We start from the raw sequence: 17,144 nt of genomic DNA, 5'->3' as shown, positions 1-17,144 counted from the left end.
GTCACGTCCCATGTAGGGCGGGTTAGCGTGGCACGCCACGCGTAACCCGCCAGCGCCGCAACCGGCCTAACCTCCCCCGCCAAACTCGCGGCCCAGCTCCTGTCCGCGCGCGGCCGCGGCCTGCATGGCGCGTCCGATCGCCTCGGCCACCCCGTCGCTGGCCATGCTGCTCAGCGCCGCGTACGTGGTGCCGCCCTTCGACGTCACCCGCTCGCGCAGCAGCGACACCGGCTCGTCCGACTGCGCCGCGAGCTGCGCCGCGCCGGCGAAGGTGGCCAGCGCCAGCTCCTTGCCCTGCTGCGCGCTCAGGCCCAGTTCTTCGGCCGCCTTCTGCATCGCCTCGATAAAATAGAACACATACGCCGGACCGCTGCCCGAGACCGCCGTCACCGCGTCGATCTTGCTTTCATCGTCCAGCCACACCGTGCCGCCCACCGCTTTCATGATGGCATCGGCCGCCGCCTGCTGCTGCGCGCTCACGCCGTCCGACGCCGCCATGCCGGTAATGCCCATGCCGATCAGCGCCGGCGTGTTCGGCATGCAGCGCACGATGGCCGCATAGCCGCCCAGCCAGCGCGACAGGTCGGCCGCGCGGATGCCCGCCGCAATCGACACCAGCAGCGGCCCGCCTTCCACACCCTTGGCCGGCAGCAGCGGCCGCAGCTGCTCCGCCACTTCGCGCATGCTCTGCGGCTTCACCGCCAGCACAATCACGTCCGCGCTGGCCACGGCCTGGTAGGCCGCCGCAGCTGCGGCTGCGGCCTCGTCGCTTGCCGCCACGCCGGCGTCCGGCGCATGCGGCGCGCCCGGCAGCGCAGCCGAGGTGCTCACGCCGAACTGCGCGCGCAGCTTGTCCAGCGCCGCCGCGTTCGGGTCCACCACGTGGATGTTGGCGCCGGCGGTCAGCTTGCCGGCCAGGCCGGAGATCAGTGCGGCGGCCATATTGCCGCCGCCGATGAATGCAATTTTCATACTTGTCCTGTCCTTTTAGATAGCGTAGTTGCGCGCGCCGAAAATGGCGCTGCCCACCCGCACGATGGTGGCGCCTTCCAGCACCGCCGCCCGCAAATCGCCGGACATGCCCATGGACAGCGTGTCGAGCGCCAGGCCCTGCGCGCGCAGCGCGTCACACAGTTCGCGCACGCGGCGGAATGCCGCGCGCTGCTTGTCGAAATCGTCTTCCGGCTCCGGGATGGCCATCAGCCCGCGCAGGCGCAGGTTCGGCAGCCCGGCCACCGCTTGCGCCAGCGCCAGCACCTGGTCCGGCGCCGCGCCGCTCTTGCTCGCTTCGCCGCTGATGTTCACTTGCAAACATATATTCAACGGCGCCAGCCCGGCCGGGCGCTGCTCGTTCAGGCGCAGCGCGATCTTCTCGCGCTCCACCGTGTGCACCCAGTCGAAATGCTCGGCGATGGGCCGCGTCTTGTTACTTTGTATAGGCCCGATGAAATGCCACTCCAGTGCCTGGTCCGGCATGGGCGTGGCCGCAGCCAGCGCGCGGATCTTGTCCACGCCCTCCTGCAGGTAGTTTTCGCCAAAGGCGCGCTGCCCCGCCTGCACCGCTTCCAGTACCGCCTCCGGCCCGAACGTCTTGGACACGGCCAGCAGGCGCACGGACTGCGCCGGGCGGCCCGCCTCGTGCTCGGAGGCAACAATTGTACTGATCACTGCTTGCAAGTTCTGGGCTATTCTGGACATAATCATCGGGCTGGCTGGTTGGGCCGGTTCCGCAGGCCTTCCCCCGAAACGCAGCACTGGGATTATAAATGGACATCTCCGAATTACTCGCATTCTCCGTCAAGAACAAAGCCTCCGATTTGCACCTGTCCGCCGGCCTGCCGCCCATGATCCGCGTGCACGGCGACGTGCGCCGCATCAACCTGCCGCCGCTGGAGCACAAGGACGTGCACGGCATGATCTATGACATCATGAATGACGGCCAGCGCAAGGCCTACGAGGAAATGCTGGAGTGCGATTTTTCCTTCGCCATTCCCGGCCTGGCGCGCTTCCGCGTCAACGCCTACAACCAGGAACGCGGCGCGGCCGCCGTGCTGCGCACGATTCCGTCCAAGATCCTCAGCCTGGAAGAACTGAACGCGCCCAAGATCTTCGCCGAGTTCGCGCTCAAGCCGCGCGGCCTGGTGCTGGTGACGGGGCCGACCGGCTCGGGCAAGTCCACCACCCTGGCGGCCATGGTCAACCACCTCAACGAAAACGAGTACGGCCACATCCTCACCATCGAAGACCCGATCGAGTTCGTGCACGATTCGAAAAAATGCCTGATCAACCAGCGCGAGGTGGGACCGCACACGCTGTCGTTCAACAACGCGCTGCGCTCGGCGCTGCGGGAAGACCCGGACGCCATCCTGGTGGGCGAGCTGCGCGACCTGGAAACCATCCGCCTGGCGCTGTCGGCCGCCGAAACCGGCCACCTGGTGTTCGGCACGCTGCACACCTCGTCCGCCGCCAAGACCATCGACCGCATCGTGGACGTGTTCCCGGCCGAGGAAAAGGAGATGGTGCGGGCCATGCTGTCGGAATCGCTGCAGGCGGTCATTTCGCAGACCCTGCTCAAGACCAAGGACGGCTCCGGCCGCGTGGCCGCGCACGAGATCATGGTCGGCACGCCGGCCATCCGCAACCTGATCCGCGAAGCGAAGATCGCGCAGATGTACTCGGCCATCCAGACCGGCAGCAACGTCGGCATGCAGACCCTCGACCAGAACCTGACCGACCTGGTGCGCCGCAACCTGATCTCGCCGGCCGCCGCGCGCAACGCCGCCAAGATCCCCGACAACTTCCCGGGCTGACGAAAGCACACGAGATGGAACGCGACCAGGCTTCAAAATTCATGTTCGACCTGCTGCGCCTGATGGTCAGCAAGAACGGTTCGGACTTGTTCATCACGGCCGGCTTCCCGCCGGCCATGAAGATCGACGGCAAGATGACCCCGGTGTCGGCCCAGCCGCTGACCGCGGCCCACACCTCGGACCTGGCCCGCTCCATCATGAACGACAAGCAGACCGCCGGCTTCGAGCTGACCAAGGAGGCCAACTTCGCCATCAGCCCCGGCGACCTGGGGCGCTTCCGCGTGTCGGCCTTCGTGCAGATGAGCGCCGTGGGCATGGTGCTGCGCACGATTAACTCCGCGATTCCCAAGCTGGAGGAACTGGGCCTGCCGGAAGTGCTAAAGGACGTGGTAATGTCCAAGCGCGGCCTGGTGATCATGGTGGGCGCCACCGGTTCGGGCAAGTCGACCACCCTGGCGGCCATGGTGGGCTACCGCAACGAGAACAGCTACGGCCACATCATCACCATCGAGGACCCGGTGGAATTCGTGCATCCGCACCGCAACTGCATCATTACGCAGCGCGAAGTGGGGGTGGACACGGACGACTGGGAGGTGGCGCTGAAGAACACGCTGCGCCAGGCGCCGGACGTGATCCAGATCGGCGAGATCCGCGACCGCCAGACCATGGACCACGCCATCGCCTTCGCCGAAACCGGCCACCTGTGCCTGGCCACCCTGCACGCCAACAGCGCCAACCAGGCGCTCGACCGCATCATCAATTTCTTCCCCGAGGAGCGCCGCCAGCAGCTGCTGATGGACTTGTCGCTCAACCTGAAAGGCATGGTGTCGCAGCGCCTGGTGCCGCGCAAGGAAACCAAGGGCCGCGCGGTGGCCATCGAGATCATGCTCAATTCGCCGCTGATCTCGGACATGATCTTCAAGGGCCAGGTGCACGAGATCAAGGAGCTGATGAAAAAGTCGCGCGAGCTGGGCATGCAGACCTTCGACCAGTCGCTGTTCGACCTGTACGAGGCGGACGTGATCAGCTACGAGGACGCGCTGCGCAATGCCGATTCCGTCAACGACCTGCGCCTGGCCATCAAGCTGGAAGGCAAGGCCGCCAAGACGCGCGACCTGTCGGCCGGCACCGAGCACCTGAACATCATTTAAGGAAGCACATGAAAGGAAGCACATGAGCACGGTATTCGATTTCAAGGCCGACACCCTGGCCGGCGCGCCCGCCGACCTGGCGCAGTACCGGGGCAAGGTGCTGCTGATCGTGAACACCGCCAGCAAGTGCGGTTTCACGCCGCAGTACCAGGGCCTGGAAGCGGTGTACCAGCAGTTCAAGGACCAGGGCGCGGTGGTGCTGGGCTTCCCCTGCAACCAGTTCGGCGCCCAGGAGCCCGGCTCGGCCGACGAGATCGGCGCCTTTTGCGAAAAGAACTACGGCGTGAGCTTCCCCATGTTCGCCAAGGTGGACGTGAACGGCAGCGGCGCCCATCCCCTGTACCAGTACCTGAAAAAGGAATCGCCCGGCCTGCTGGGCACCGAAGGCATCAAGTGGAACTTCACCAAGTTCCTGATCCGCAAGAACGGCACCGTCTACAAGCGCTACGCCCCCACCACCAAGCCGGAAGAACTGGCGGACGACATCGCGCGCCTGCTGGCCGAATAGGTCCGTCCCGGCTTTACCCCGGCGGGGCCCGCCCCCGCCCGCACATCATGTTTACTGACTACCTGGCGCAGCTGTTCTCGCCCCCCACCGATCCCAGCATGCTGAGCTACGGGATCTACGATCCGTGGCTGGTGGCGCTGTCCGTGCTGGTGGCCTCCTTCTCTTCCTGGATGGGCCTGCAGATGGCGGGCCAGGCGGCCGCCGCCACCAGCACGCGCCTGCGCCGCGCCGCCCTGCTGACCGGCAGCCTGGCGTTGGGCAGCGGGGTCTGGGCCATGCACTTCATCGGCATGCTGGCCTTCGACCTGTGCACCAGCGTCGACTACGACCGCGTCATCACCATCTGGTCCATGCTGCCCAGCGTGGCGGCATCCTTCGTGGCGCTGGCCGTCATCAGCCGCCAGGAAATCGGCCGCTGGCAGCTGCTGGCGGGCGGCGTGCTGGTGGGGGCCGGCATCGGCGCCATGCACTACACCGGCATGGCCGCCATGCGCACCGCGCTGGAACTGCGCTACGACCCGGCCATGTTCGCGCTGTCCATCGTGGTGGCGGTGGCGCTGGCCACCCTGGCGCTGTGGGTGCGCTACGGCCTGAGCGCGCTGCGCGGCCGCCTCAGCGGCACCACGCGGCTGGTGATTGCCGGCGTGATCATGGGCTGCGCCATCGCCGGCATGCACTACACCGGCATGGCCGCCGCGCGCTTCGTCGGCACCGTGCCGCCCGGCTCGGCCGGCGGCGTCAGCAACGCCAACTTCCTGGCATTGGCCATCACCCTGATCACGGTGTCCTTCACCTTGCTGGTGCTGTCGGCCAACGGCATGCTGCGCTACCGCGCGCTGTTCTTCCAGCTGAGCCAGAGCGAATCGTGGATGCGCGCGCTGCTAGCCACGGCGGTGGATGGCGTCATCACCCTGGAGGCGGACGGCACCATCCGCGAATTCAACGCGGCGGCCGAGCGCATCTTCGGCTGGCGCCGCGCCGACATCCTGGGCCGCAACGTGCGCCTGCTGATTGCCGACCCGGCGCGCTCGCAGCGCGACGGCCTGCTCAGCCACCTGAACGACGGCACCGAAGGCGTGATCGGCGAAAGCCAGGACGTGCTGGGCCTGCACAAGAGCGGCGCCCACGTCCCCATCCGCAACGCCTACGGCCACGCGCGCCTGGCCGACAAGGATTTATACGTCTGCTTCGTCACCGACATCAGCGAGCGCAAGGCCATGGAGCAGCAGCTGCGCGCCAGCGAACAGCAGTTCCGCTCCCTGATCGGCAACATCCCCGGCATTTCCTACCGCAGCCTGATGGCGCCGGGCTGGCCCATGGTGTTCGTCAGCGCGGCGGTCGAGAACCTGACCGGCTATCCGGCCGCCGACTTCCTCGGCTCGCCGCCCGCGCGCTGCTTCGGCGACCTGATCCACCCGGACGACCATGAGCAGGTGGCGCGCGGCCTGGACGCGGCGGTGGAACTGGGCCAGCCCTTCATCCTCGAATACCGCCTGCTGCACAAGGACGGCAGCACGCGCTGGATGTGGGAAAACGGCAGCGCCATCTTCAACGAGCAGGGCAAGGTGCAGTGGCTGGACGGGGTGATCCTGGACATCAGCGGGCGCCGCACCATGGAAGAGGAGCTGCGCGCGGCCAAGGAGCGCGCCGAGCAGGCCGCCGCCGCGCGCGCCGCCTTCCTGGCCAATATGAGCCACGAAATCCGCACGCCGATGAATGCCATTCTCGGCTTCACCGACGTGCTGCTGCAGGGCGAACTGGCCAGCGACCAGCGGCGCCACCTGAACACGGTGCGCAACTCGGCCCGTTCGCTGCTGCGCCTGCTCAATGAAATCCTCGACACGGCCAAGCTGGACAAGGGCGCGGTGGAACTGGAGCTGTCCGACTACAACCTGCTGGCCCTGATCGACGAGCTGTCCTCCACCATGGGCAGCAACGCCAGCGCGAAAGGGCTGAAGCTGGCCGTCGCCTACGACCCGGCCATGCCGCACTGCCTGCACGGCGACGAGCTGCGGGTGCGCCAGGTGCTCAGCAATTTGCTGGGCAACGCCATCAAGTTCACCGCCAAGGGCAGCGTCACGCTGGCGGTGACGCGCGAGAACGGCCCGGACGGCGACAGCGTGCACTTCATGGTGAGCGACACCGGCATCGGCATTCCGGCCGACCGCCTGGCCGCCATTTTTGAACCCTTCACCCAGGCCGACGCCTCGATGAACCGGCGCTTCGGCGGCACCGGCCTGGGCACCACCATCTGCAAGCAGCTGGCCGAACTGATGGGCGGCCAGATCTGGGCCACCAGCACCGAGGGCCACGGCAGCGCCTTCCACGTGGTGCTGCCGCTCGCGCCGGCCGTCAGCCAGCCGGCGCAGCAGCGTGCCGCGCCGTCCATCAAGCTGCCGCCGCTGAACATCCTGGCGGCCGACGACGTACCGCAGAACCTGGAGCTGCTCACCCTGCTGCTCGGCAAGCAGGGCCACAGGATCACCGGCGCCAGCGACGGCGTCATCGCCGTGCAGCTGGCCGCCGAGGGCCGCTTCGATGTGATCCTGATGGACGTGCAAATGCCCGGCATGGACGGCCTGGAGGCCACCCGCCGCATCCGCGCCCAGGAAGTGCAGCTGGGCCGTCCGCGCGTGCCCATCATTGCCATGACGGCCAGCGTACTGGAAAAGGACCGCGAAGCAACCAGCGCGGCCGGCATGGAGGGCTTCGCGCCCAAGCCGGTGGACATGCACGTGCTGGGCCGCGAGCTGGCTGCGGTGCTGGGCATTGCCATCGACGAGCCCGTGCAGGAAAGCAGCGACACCCTGCTGCAGGTGCTGAACCACGCGCACGCGCTGCACCGCTGGGCCGGCGACGAGCGCGTGTATCACCGCGCGCTGCGCAGCTTCGCGGCCGAGCGCGCCAATGCCACCGCCGAGCTGCGCCAGCTGGCCGGCAGCCACGACGGACCGGATGACGACCTGGCCGCCGCTGCGGCGCTGGCGCACCAGCTCAAGGGCGCGGCCGGCAACCTGGGCCTGGAGCAGCTGGCCATGGCACTGGACCGGCTCGAGTACAAATGGCGCGGCGGTGCGGCCACGCCCGCCGAAACAGCCCCGCTGCTGCACGCCGTGGAGCAGCGCCTGGGCGCGGCCATCGCGGCCATCGACGCGCTGCTGGCCGTCACGCCTGCAGCGGCGCCCGCCGGCGCTGGCGCCGGGGATGCCGCCGCTGCCGCCGACGCCGCCGATGCGCCCTCGTCCACGGCCGGCGCAGCCGCCCCCGCCCCGCTGGACGACGCGCTGGTGCGCCGCCTGGGCGCCACGCTGGCGCGCTCCATCGACAGCGGCGCCTTCGACGAAGCGGCCATGGAGCAGCTGGCGCAGGCCCTGGACGCGCATGCCGCGCCCCGGCACCTGCAGGAACTGCAGCAAGCCATTAACGATTTCGATTTCAGCACGGCCCAGGCGCGGCTGGAGGCACTATTGGCCTCCTGCCTGTCCGCCCCGGCCGGGAGCACACCATGAACCAGCCCGCCAAACGCCTTCCCGTCATCCTCGCCGTGGACGATGAATCGACCAACCTCCAGCTGCTGCGCCAGATCCTGCAGGACCGCTATAGCCTGCTGTTCGCCAAGGACGGCCCGCGCGCGCTGGAGCTGGCCGCCAAGGAGCAGCCCGACCTGATCCTGCTGGACGTGATGATGCCGGACATGACCGGCTATGAAGTCTGCCGCCGCCTGAAAGCCGATCCGGCCACGGAAGGCATTCCCGTCATCTTCGTCACCGCGCTCACCGACAGCACCGACGAAGTGGACGGCTTCGAAGCGGGCGCGGTGGACTACATCACCAAGCCGGTCAGCCCGGCCGTAGTGAAGGCACGCGTGCGCCTGCACCTGTCCCTGGTGCGGCTGGACGAACTGAAGGCGAGCCGGCTGGAAATCGTGCAGCGCCTGGGCCTGGCGGCCGAATACAAGGACAATGAAACCGGCCTGCACGTGATCCGCATGAGCCACTACACGCGCCTGCTCGCCATCGCCTGCGGCCTGGACGAGGACGACGTGGACGACCTGTTCAACGCCGCGCCCATGCACGACATCGGCAAGATCGGCATCCCCGACCGCATCCTGCAAAAACCGGCCAAGCTGGACGAGGAGGAATGGCGCGTGATGCAGGGCCACCCCACCATCGGCGCCGACATCATCGGCCGGCACGCCACCGGCATGCTGGCCGTGGCCTGCCAGGTGGCGCAGAACCACCATGAGAAATGGGACGGCAGCGGTTACCCGCATGGCCTGCAGGGCGAACAGATTCCGCTGGCCGGCCGCATCGTGGCCGTGGCCGACGTGTTCGACGCGCTCACCTCGGTGCGCCCCTACAAGCAGGCCTGGAGCGTGGAGCAAGCCTGCGACTATCTGCGCGCCCAGCGCGGCCTGCACTTCGATCCGCATCTGGTGGATTTGTTCCTGACCCAGCTGCCCGCTGTCGCTGAAATCATGGAAAAATGGGCCGAACGTTAAAATAATGGGCTTGGCATTGTGCCTTTTACGTAATAATGTGAATGGGAACGATTTAGGGCTGGACGGAAACCTATGCCACTGTTGGGGAAATTGCTGTCTTTGTGGATGCGCATGGGGATTTATGCCAGGCTTTTCATCCCTATTCTATTGCTAGTAACTATCATCGTCAGCGTGCGCTACACGCTGATGACCGAATCCGAATCGGCCGCCGCGCGCCAGCGCTACGAAATCGAGGCCCAGCAATTGGGCCAATATCTGGCCGCCGCCCTCAAGCCCCTGCAGCGCGAACGCAACGACGTCGCCATCGCCGCCCTGCTGGCCGGCGCCGCCGCGCACGACCCGGACCTGGCCATGGTGCGCTGGGAGCATGCCGGCGCGGTGGCCGCCTCGGCCGGCGTCCCGCCCCAGCAGGACACCATGCCCCCCGCCTGGCTGGGCAGGCTGACCGCCATCGAGCCGCTCTACCTGAACCTGCGCGTGCCGCTGCATGAGGTTGGAACCGGCAGCGCCGCCCTGCCCCCGGGCACGCTGTCGCTGTGGTTCCACCCCACCCAGCCGCTGAACCGCGTGTGGCGCGCCCTGCGCCAGCAGGCGGTAATCTCCGCGCTGAACATCATCACCATCTACGTGCTGCTTGGCCTGCTGATCTTCCTGAACCGGCGCATGCAGCTGCGCCTTGAGAGCGCTACCGGCCGCTTCCAGAACGGCGACCTGGGCGTGCGCATGCCGGTCAGCGGTTCGCCCGAAGCGCGCACCATGGCCAGCACCTTCAACAGCATGGCCAGCCAGGTGCAGGCGCTGGTGCAATCGCTGCAGGACCAGAAGGAGCGCATCGAAGTGACGCTGTCGTCGATCGGCGAAGCCGTCATTGCCACCGGCCTCGATGGCCGCATCGGCAGCATGAACGAGGCGGCGCAGCAGCTCACCGGCTACAGCGAAGAGCAGGCGCGCGGCAAGCAGCTGCACGCCGTGTTCACGCTGGCCAACAACTTCGGCCACCAGGCGCTCAAGCGCACCATGCAGAGCATCTACGCCGGCGGTCCGGTGGTGCGCGCGAAGAACCAGACCTTGCGCCAGCAGTCCGGCGCCAGTTTCGTCATCGAGTACACGGTGGCGGCCATCCGCCGCAACGAGAAAGGCCGCGAAGGCGCGGTGCAGGGCGCGGTGCTGGTGTTCCGCGACGTGAGCGAGAAGAAGCAGCTGATCCAGCAGATGTCCTGGCAAAGCCAGCATGACCTGCTGACCGGCCTGCCCAACCGCAGCGCGCTGGCGGCGCGCTTCGAGCACGAACTGGAACTGGCGCGCCAGGGCGGCGACGGCAATGCCATGCTGGCCGTGTGCATGCTGGACCTGGACCACTTCCAGCAGGTAAACGAGCGCGGCGGCCATGCGCTGGGCGACGAAATCCTCAAGCAGGCCGCCGGCCGTCTGCACAGCTTTGCCGGGCCGCGCCACTACGCCGCGCGCCTGGGCGGCGACGAATTCGCGCTGCTGCTGCCGGACCAGCCGGGCCAGGCGGCCGTCGAGCGCACCCTGGCGCAGCTGCTCGCGCTGCTGGCGCGGCCCTACCATTGCGAGACCCAGACCATCTCGGTGCCGGCCAGCGCCGGCGTCACGCTCTACCAGGGCGGCGACATCAGCGCCGACAACCTGCTGCGCCACGCCGACCAGGCGCTGTACCAGGCCAAGCTCACCGGCCGCAACAAGGTGCACTACTTCGACGCGCACCTGGACGAGCAGGTGCGCACCCACCACAACCGCCGCACCGAGATCCGCAATGCGCTGCGCGCCGAGGAACTGTGCTTGTACTACCAGCCCAAGCTGGACATGCGCGCCGGCCGCATCATCGGCATGGAGGCGCTGCTGCGCTGGCGCCATCCGCAGCGCGGCATCGTCGGGCCGATGGAGTTCCTGCCGGTGGTGGAGCACACCGACCTGATCGTGGAAATCGGCGACATGGTGCTGCGCCACGCGCTGCGCCAGCTGGAGCTGTGGCGCGCCAGCCATCCGCACTGGGTGGTGAGCGTGAACATCGCCGCGCGCCATTTCCAGCGCACCGATTTCGTGGCGCGCCTGACCGCCATCCTGGCCGAATTCCCCGGCGTGCCGCCGCGCATGCTGGAGCTGGAAATCCTGGAATCGTCGGCGCTGGCGGACATCGGCCACGTGCGCAGCATCATGCTGGAATGCCAGGCGCTCGGCATCCGCTTCGCGCTGGACGATTTCGGCACCGGTTACTCGTCCATGTCCTACCTGAAGCGGCTGCCGGCCGAAGTGCTGAAGATAGACCAGAGCTTCGTGCGCAACATGCTGGTGGACCGCGACGATTTGCACCTGGTGTCGGCCGTGATCGGCCTGGCGCGCGCCTTCAACCGCAGCGTGATCGCGGAAGGGGTGGAGACGGTGGAACACGGCGCCCAGCTGATGCGCCTGGGCTGCGACCTGGCGCAAGGCTATGGCATTGCGCGGCCCATGCCGGCCGGCGAGGTGCTGCCCTGGACCGCCAGCTTCGCCGTCGCGCCGGCCTGGCAGCGGGCCGGCTTGCTGCCGGTGGACGGCGTGAGCGGCGTGAGCGGCGTGAGCGGCGTGGGCGCCTTGGACGGCGCCCCCAGCCCTTACCCCGCCCTGCCGGCGGCCAGCAACTGATCCAGCAGTTCTATCCAGTGCTGCACCGACATCTCGGTGCCAGATTGCAGGTGCGCCAGGCAGCCGATGTTGGCCGACACGATCTTCGCCGCCCCCGCTGCTTCCAGGCTTTCGAGCTTGCGGTCGCGCAGTTGCCTGGACAGCTCAGGCTGCAGCATGGAATAGGTGCCTGCCGAGCCGCAGCACAGATGGCTTTCCGCGCACAGCACCACGTCCACGCCCACGGCGCGCAACACCTCCTCCACCTTGCCGCGTATCTGCTGCCCATGCTGCAAGGTGCAGGGCGGATGGTAGACGACGCGCTCGCCGGCGGGCTGGCCAGCCGGCCGCCCATGGCGTTCGCCCAGGCGCTGCACCAGTTCCGCCTCGAAGGCCGGCAGCACCTCGCTCAAGTCCCTGGTCAGTTCCGAAATGCGCCGCGCCTTCTCCGCGTAGGCCGGATCATGCGCCAGCAAGTGGCCATATTCCTTGACGGTGACGCCGCAGCCGGATGCGGTCATTACGATCGCTTCGACCTGCTCGCTACCGGCCCCGCCGGTCTCGCCCGACACATAGGGCCACCACGCTTCGACATTGCGGCGCATGTCATCCAGCCCGCCATCCTGGTCGTTCAGGTGGTAGCGCAACGCGCCGCAGCAGCCAGCCTTGGGCGCGGCGATCAGCTGCACGCCCAGCGCGTCCAGCACGCGCGCGGCGGCCGCGTTGATGTTCGGTGCCATGCCGGGCTGCACGCAGCCCTCCAGCACCAGCATCTTGCGCGCGTGGCTGCGCGAAGGGCGGCGCCCGGCCGCCGCAGCCGGCGGCAGCTTGTCCTGCAAGGCCGGCGACAGCACCGGCTTGAACAGGCGCCCCATGGCCAGCGCAGGCGTGAACAGCCAGCGGCGCGGCAAGGCCTCCTTCAGCACATAGCGCTTCACGCGGTCGGCCAGCGGCCGCCGCACGCGCTGCTCGACCACCTTGCGGCCGATGTCGGCCAGGCGCCCGTACTGCACGCCGGACGGACAGGTGCTCTCGCAGTTGCGGCAGGTGAGGCAGCGGTCCAGGTGGGTCTGGGTTTTCTGCGTGACGGGCGCACCTTCCAGCACCTGCTTGATCAGGTAGATGCGTCCGCGCGGGCCATCGAGCTCGTCGCCCAGCAGCTGGTAGGTGGGACAGGTGGCCGTGCAAAAGCCGCAGTGCACGCAGGCGCGCAGGATGGCTTCGGCCTCGTCGCCGTCGCGCGTATTCTTGATGAAGTCTGCCAGGTTGGTTTGCATAGTTTTACATGCGGCCCGGATTGAAAATCCCGGCCGGGTCGAAAGCCTGTTTGAGCCGCTGGTTGATCTTGGCCACGGCGGGCGCCAGCGGATGGAACGCGCCCGGGCCCTTGTCCTGCGCGCGGAACAGCGTGGCGTGGCCGCCCGCCGCCGCCACCGCGCGGCGGATATCCTGCGCCGCGCCGGCGCCCGCCGCCGCGTCGAGCTTCAGCCAGCGCTGCGCGCCGCCCCATTCGATCAGCTGCTCGCCTTTCAGGACGATGGCGCTGGCCGCCGGCGGCACGGACAGCCGCCACAGCGCGCCGCCATCGAAATAGCCGTGCGACTGGTCGCGCAGGCCGGCCCAGAACCCGGCTGCCTCCGCCTCGCCGAGGCGAACGCCGGAAGCGCTTGCCGCCCCCATGCGGGCCAGCGCGGCACGCACGGCCGCGTCCGCGCCCGACAAGCGCACCGTCAGCACGTCCTGGTGCCAGCAGCTGGCCGACAGCGGCAATGGCTGCCCGGCCCATTCATTCAGGCGGCGCAGCGCATCGATCTCGCTCATTCCGAAACGCAGCGTTGCCTCGCACACCGGCAGCGGCAACACCTTGAGCGACACCTCCAGTATCAGCCCCAGCGTGCCCATCGATCCCGCCAGCAGGCGCGACACGTCGTAGCCCGCCACGTTCTTCATCACCTGCCCGCCAAAGCGCAGCACCTCGCCCTTGCCGTCCATGAGCGTAGCGCCCAGCACGAAATCGCGCACGCCGCCGGCGCTGGCGCGGCGCGGCCCCGCCAGGCCGCTGGCCACCACGCCGCCGATGGTCGACGCCGCACCGTAGCGCGGCGGCTCGAACGCCAGCATCTGCCCATGGGCCGCCAGCAGCGCCTCCACCTCCGCCAGCGGCGTGCCGCAGCGCACCGTGATCACCAGCTCGGTCGGCTCGTAATCCACCACGCCGGTATAAGCGTGCGTATCCAGCACGGCCGCTTGCGAAGCCGGGCCCTGCGCGTTGCCGTACCAGTCCTTGGTGCCGCCGCCGCGCAAGCGCAAGGGCTTTCCCGTCTCGACTGCCGCCAGCACCTGGCTGCGGAATTGTTCTACCATGGTTTGCATGAGGCTCCGATTCAAAAACGCGGCAGGCCGGCATGCGGCAACAGCCCCGCCGTCACGCGCATCTTGCCGAATTCCGCGCAGCGGTTCAGGGTGGGGATGGCCTTGTTCGGATTGAGCAGCATGGCCGGGTCGAACGCGCGCTTGACGCTGAAGAAGGCCGCCAGCTCGGCAGGCTTGAACTGCACGCACATGGAATCGATCTTCTCGATGCCTACGCCATGCTCCCCGGTGATGGTGCCGCCCACTTCCACGCACAGCGCCAGGATCTCCGCGCCGAAGGCTTCCGCGCGCTCCAGCTCATCCGGCTGGTTCGCGTCGAACAGGATCAGCGGATGCAGGTTGCCGTCGCCCGCGTGGAACACGTTGGCGCAGCGCAGGCCGTACTTCGCTTCCATCTGCTCGATGCCGGTCAACACCTGCGCCAGGTGCTTGCGCGGGATGGTGCCGTCCATGCAGTAGTAGTCCGGCGAAATGCGGCCCGCAGCCGGGAAGGCGTTCTTGCGGCCGGACCAGAACTTCAGGCGCTCCGCCTCGCTCTGCGACACCTGGATGGCGCTGGCGCCTGCCGCCTCCAGCACCGCCGTCATGCGCGCGATCTCTTCCTCCACTTCCTCCAGCGTGCCGTCCGCCTCGCACAGCAGGATGGCGGCGGCGTCCGTGTCGTAGCCCGCCTTCACGAATGGCTCCACCATGCGCGAGGAGGTGCGGTCCATCATCTCCAGCCCGGCCGGGATGATGCCCGCCGCGATCACCTTGGCGACCGCGTTACCGCCGGTGACCACGTCGCCGAACGAGGCCATGATCACGCGCGCGCACGCCGGCTTGGGCACCAGCTTGACCGCCACTTCCGTGACGATGCCCAGCATGCCTTCCGAGCCGATGAAGGCCGACAGCAGGTCCAGGCCAGGCGCGTCGAGCGCCTCGCTGCCCAGTTCCACCACGTCGCCCTCGATGGTGGCCATGCGCACGCGCAGCACGTTGTGCACCGTCAGCCCGTACTTCAGGCAATGCACGCCGCCGGAGTTCTCCGCCACGTTGCCGCCGATGGTGCAGGCGATCTGCGAGGACGGATCGGGCGCGTAATACAGTGCGTGCTGCGCCGCCGCCTCCGAAATGGCCAGGTTGCGCACCCCGGGCTGTACCACGGCCGTGCGCGAGTACGCGTCCATGCGCACAATCTGGTTCATGCGCGCCGTGGACAGCACTACGCCGTCGGCAATCGGCATGGCACCGCCGGACAGGCCGGTGCCGGCGCCGCGCGGCACGATGGGCACGTTCATCTCGCGGCACACCTTGAGCACCGCCAGCACCTGCGCCTCGTCCGCCGGCAGCGCCACGATCATGGGCGGCTGGCGGTAGGCCGACAGGCCGTCGCATTCATAGGGCCGGGTGTCTTCCAGTTCGGACAGGATGCTGGCTGCCGGCAGCGCCGCGCGCAGGGCTGCGGCCACGCTGTGCTGGCGCGCGGCCGTGAAGGCCGGCGGCGTGGCTGCCTGCGGGGTTGCCTGCGGAGCTGCTTGGGTGGCTGTGGTCATGGGAGTAGAGCATATCGCCGATGAAGTACTGATTGTAAGGCACCCCGGCTGAATTTATCGTATGCTCGCTGTCATTCAAGGAATAAGGGGCAATACCATGGGCAACCGACTCTCGAAAATCGCCACCCGCACCGGCGACAACGGCACCACCGGCCTGGGCGACGGCAGCCGCACCGACAAGGACAGCCTGCGCATCCACGCCATTGGCGACGTGGATGAGCTCAACTCCAACCTCGGCCTGCTGCTCAGCGAAGCCATGCCGGACGACCTGCGCGACGAGCTGGTCGGCATCCAGCACGACCTGTTCGACCTGGGGGGCGAGCTGTGCATCCCGGGTTACCAGATGATTAAGGAGGAGCACGTGGAAAAGCTGGACGCGCTGCTGGCCAAGTACAACGCCACCCTGCCCGCGCTGACCGAGTTCATCCTGCCGGCCGGCTCGCGCGCCGCCGCGATCGCCCACGTCTGCCGCACCGTCTGCCGCCGCGCCGAGCGCAGCATCGTCACCCTGGGCAAGGCCGAAGCGCTGCACGAACACCCGCGCCAGTACGTCAACCGCCTGTCCGACCTGATGTTCGTGCTGGCCCGCGTCCTGAACCGCTTCGCCGGCGGCAGCGACGTGCTATGGCAGCATGAGCGCAAGAGCAAGAAGGGCTAGGTTTCGAAGCCGTCGAGTTGCGCCAGCTGCACCTGAAGGAAGTCCATGAACAGGCGGGCGCGCAGGGGCTGGTGGCGGCGGGAGGGGTAGATCAGGCTGAGGTCTTGCGTTGCGCCTTGCCATTCGGGCAGCACGCGGGTGAGCTTGCGGCTTGCCAGCAGGTCTTGCACCAGCCAGGCGGGACACAAGCCAACGCCGCCGCCCGTAGCCAGGCTTTCACGGATGGCCAGGGCGTTGTTGACGCGGTAGCGGCCCTGCGTTTGCACCTGTACATAACGGTCGCCATTGTGCAGTTCCACCGTGCCGCCGGTGCTGAGCCAGGCGAAGCGCACGTAGTTGTGCGCGGCCAGGTCTTCGGGCTGGCGCAGCCTGGCGTGGCGCTTCAGATACGCCGGCGCGGCCACCAGCCAGCGCGGCGAACGGGCGATCTTGCGGGCGATGGCGTTGGGCGGCAGTTCGCTGCCCAGCCGCAGCGCGACATCGACGCCCTCTTCCACCAGGTCGACCATGCGGTCGTTCAGTATCAGTTCGATTTCCATTTGCGGGTATTGCGCGAGAAATTCCTGCACCAGCGCGTTGAGCAGGAACTGCCCCAGCGCGACCGGGGCGTTCACGCGAAGCAGGCCGGCCGCTGCCTGGGTTTCCCCGCGCGCGTCCGCCACGGCTTCGGCGTAGTCTTCCAGTACGCCCTTGCTGCGCTCGTAGAAGCGCTGACCCTGCACGGTGGGCGACAGGCTGGATGTGCTGCGCTCAAGCAGGCGCACGCCGAGGCTGTCTTCCAGCGCGGCGACGGCCTTGCTGACGGTGGGCTGCGTGGTGCCGAGTTCGCGCGCGGCGGCCGACAGGCTGCCCAGTTCCACAGCGCGCACAAAGTATTGCAGGGAGCGGATCGTGTCCATGGCGGTATCTCATTCGATATTGGAATGAAGCATAGTCCATTTTCCCGTCTTCCGCTCAACTGTGGAATGAATGAAGATGGCTGC

At 67.9% G+C, this 17,144-nt stretch carries 13 protein-coding genes; 7 read left to right on the top strand and 6 right to left on the bottom strand.

From position 1 onward, the window contains the following. Window positions 1-66: 66 nt before the first annotated feature. On the bottom strand, window positions 67-972 hold the full coding sequence (gene proC, locus ASC94_RS18800; RefSeq protein WP_056398582.1) for a pyrroline-5-carboxylate reductase: 906 nt from the start codon (window positions 970-972) through the stop codon (window positions 67-69). A 15-nt stretch (window positions 973-987) separates the two neighbouring features. Further along, window positions 988-1,698 (bottom strand): YggS family pyridoxal phosphate-dependent enzyme, encoded by a 711-nt coding sequence (locus tag ASC94_RS18795; RefSeq protein ID WP_056399658.1) that lies wholly within the window; start codon window positions 1,696-1,698, stop codon window positions 988-990. Between the two features lie 68 nt (window positions 1,699-1,766). On the opposite strand from ASC94_RS18795, the gene ASC94_RS18790 reads away from it, so the two are divergent. The 6 genes from ASC94_RS18790 (at window position 1,767) to ASC94_RS18765 (ending at window position 11,616) form a co-directional block, all read left to right on the top strand. Next, entirely contained in the window at window positions 1,767-2,810 is a 1,044-nt protein-coding gene (locus ASC94_RS18790; protein ID WP_056398579.1) for a type IV pilus twitching motility protein PilT, read from the top strand. Window positions 2,811-2,824: 14 nt separating this feature from the next. Continuing rightward, the gene (locus ASC94_RS18785; protein WP_056398577.1) at window positions 2,825-3,961 is read left to right on the top strand and encodes a PilT/PilU family type 4a pilus ATPase; all 1,137 of its coding nucleotides are present in this window, start codon (window positions 2,825-2,827) and stop codon (window positions 3,959-3,961) included. A 22-nt stretch (window positions 3,962-3,983) separates the two neighbouring features. Then, window positions 3,984-4,469 carry a glutathione peroxidase gene (locus ASC94_RS18780; RefSeq protein ID WP_056398573.1) on the top strand — a complete coding sequence of 162 codons (486 nt, stop codon included), beginning with the start codon at window positions 3,984-3,986 and terminating at the stop codon, window positions 4,467-4,469. A 47-nt stretch (window positions 4,470-4,516) separates the two neighbouring features. Then, the gene (locus ASC94_RS18775; RefSeq protein WP_056398570.1) at window positions 4,517-7,978 is read left to right on the top strand and encodes an MHYT domain-containing protein; all 3,462 of its coding nucleotides are present in this window, start codon (window positions 4,517-4,519) and stop codon (window positions 7,976-7,978) included. Beyond that, window positions 7,975-8,970 carry an HD-GYP domain-containing protein gene (locus ASC94_RS18770; protein WP_056398568.1) on the top strand — a complete coding sequence of 332 codons (996 nt, stop codon included), beginning with the start codon at window positions 7,975-7,977 and terminating at the stop codon, window positions 8,968-8,970. The genes ASC94_RS18775 and ASC94_RS18770 overlap by 4 nt, the downstream gene beginning before the upstream one ends. A gap of 147 nt (window positions 8,971-9,117) precedes the next feature. Continuing rightward, a complete protein-coding gene (locus ASC94_RS18765) occupies window positions 9,118-11,616 on the top strand; it encodes a bifunctional diguanylate cyclase/phosphodiesterase (RefSeq protein WP_229417336.1) in 2,499 nt (832 codons plus the stop codon). On the opposite strand, the gene glcF is transcribed toward ASC94_RS18765, so the two are convergent. From glcF to ASC94_RS18750, 3 genes are read right to left on the bottom strand one after another with little or no spacing between them, the layout of a single operon-like run. Further along, a complete protein-coding gene (gene glcF / locus ASC94_RS18760; protein ID WP_056398563.1) occupies window positions 11,586-12,872 on the bottom strand; it encodes a glycolate oxidase subunit GlcF in 1,287 nt (428 codons plus the stop codon). The genes ASC94_RS18765 and glcF overlap by 31 nt on opposite strands. Window positions 12,873-12,876: 4 nt before the next feature. Next, window positions 12,877-13,968 (bottom strand): glycolate oxidase subunit GlcE, encoded by a 1,092-nt coding sequence (gene glcE, locus ASC94_RS18755; RefSeq protein WP_056398559.1) that lies wholly within the window; start codon window positions 13,966-13,968, stop codon window positions 12,877-12,879. A gap of 11 nt (window positions 13,969-13,979) precedes the next feature. Beyond that, a complete protein-coding gene (locus tag ASC94_RS18750) occupies window positions 13,980-15,503 on the bottom strand; it encodes an FAD-linked oxidase C-terminal domain-containing protein (RefSeq protein WP_056398556.1) in 1,524 nt (507 codons plus the stop codon). A gap of 97 nt (window positions 15,504-15,600) precedes the next feature. On the opposite strand from ASC94_RS18750, the gene ASC94_RS18745 reads away from it, so the two are divergent. Continuing rightward, window positions 15,601-16,161 (top strand): cob(I)yrinic acid a,c-diamide adenosyltransferase, encoded by a 561-nt coding sequence (locus ASC94_RS18745; RefSeq protein WP_056398552.1) that lies wholly within the window; start codon window positions 15,601-15,603, stop codon window positions 16,159-16,161. Here the strand turns inward: ASC94_RS18745 and ASC94_RS18740 are convergent. Continuing rightward, window positions 16,158-17,060 (bottom strand): LysR family transcriptional regulator, encoded by a 903-nt coding sequence (locus ASC94_RS18740; RefSeq protein WP_056398548.1) that lies wholly within the window; start codon window positions 17,058-17,060, stop codon window positions 16,158-16,160. The two genes, ASC94_RS18745 and ASC94_RS18740, sit on opposite strands and share 4 nt — an antisense overlap. Window positions 17,061-17,144 lie beyond the last annotated feature (84 nt).

Origin of the sequence: Massilia sp. Root418 (genome assembly GCF_001425265.1) — a bacterium.
Taxonomy (GTDB): Bacteria; Pseudomonadota; Gammaproteobacteria; order Burkholderiales; family Burkholderiaceae_D; genus Rugamonas.
Note: the sequence above shows the minus strand (reverse complement) of the source record. Positions and strands in the feature narration are given on the sequence as shown.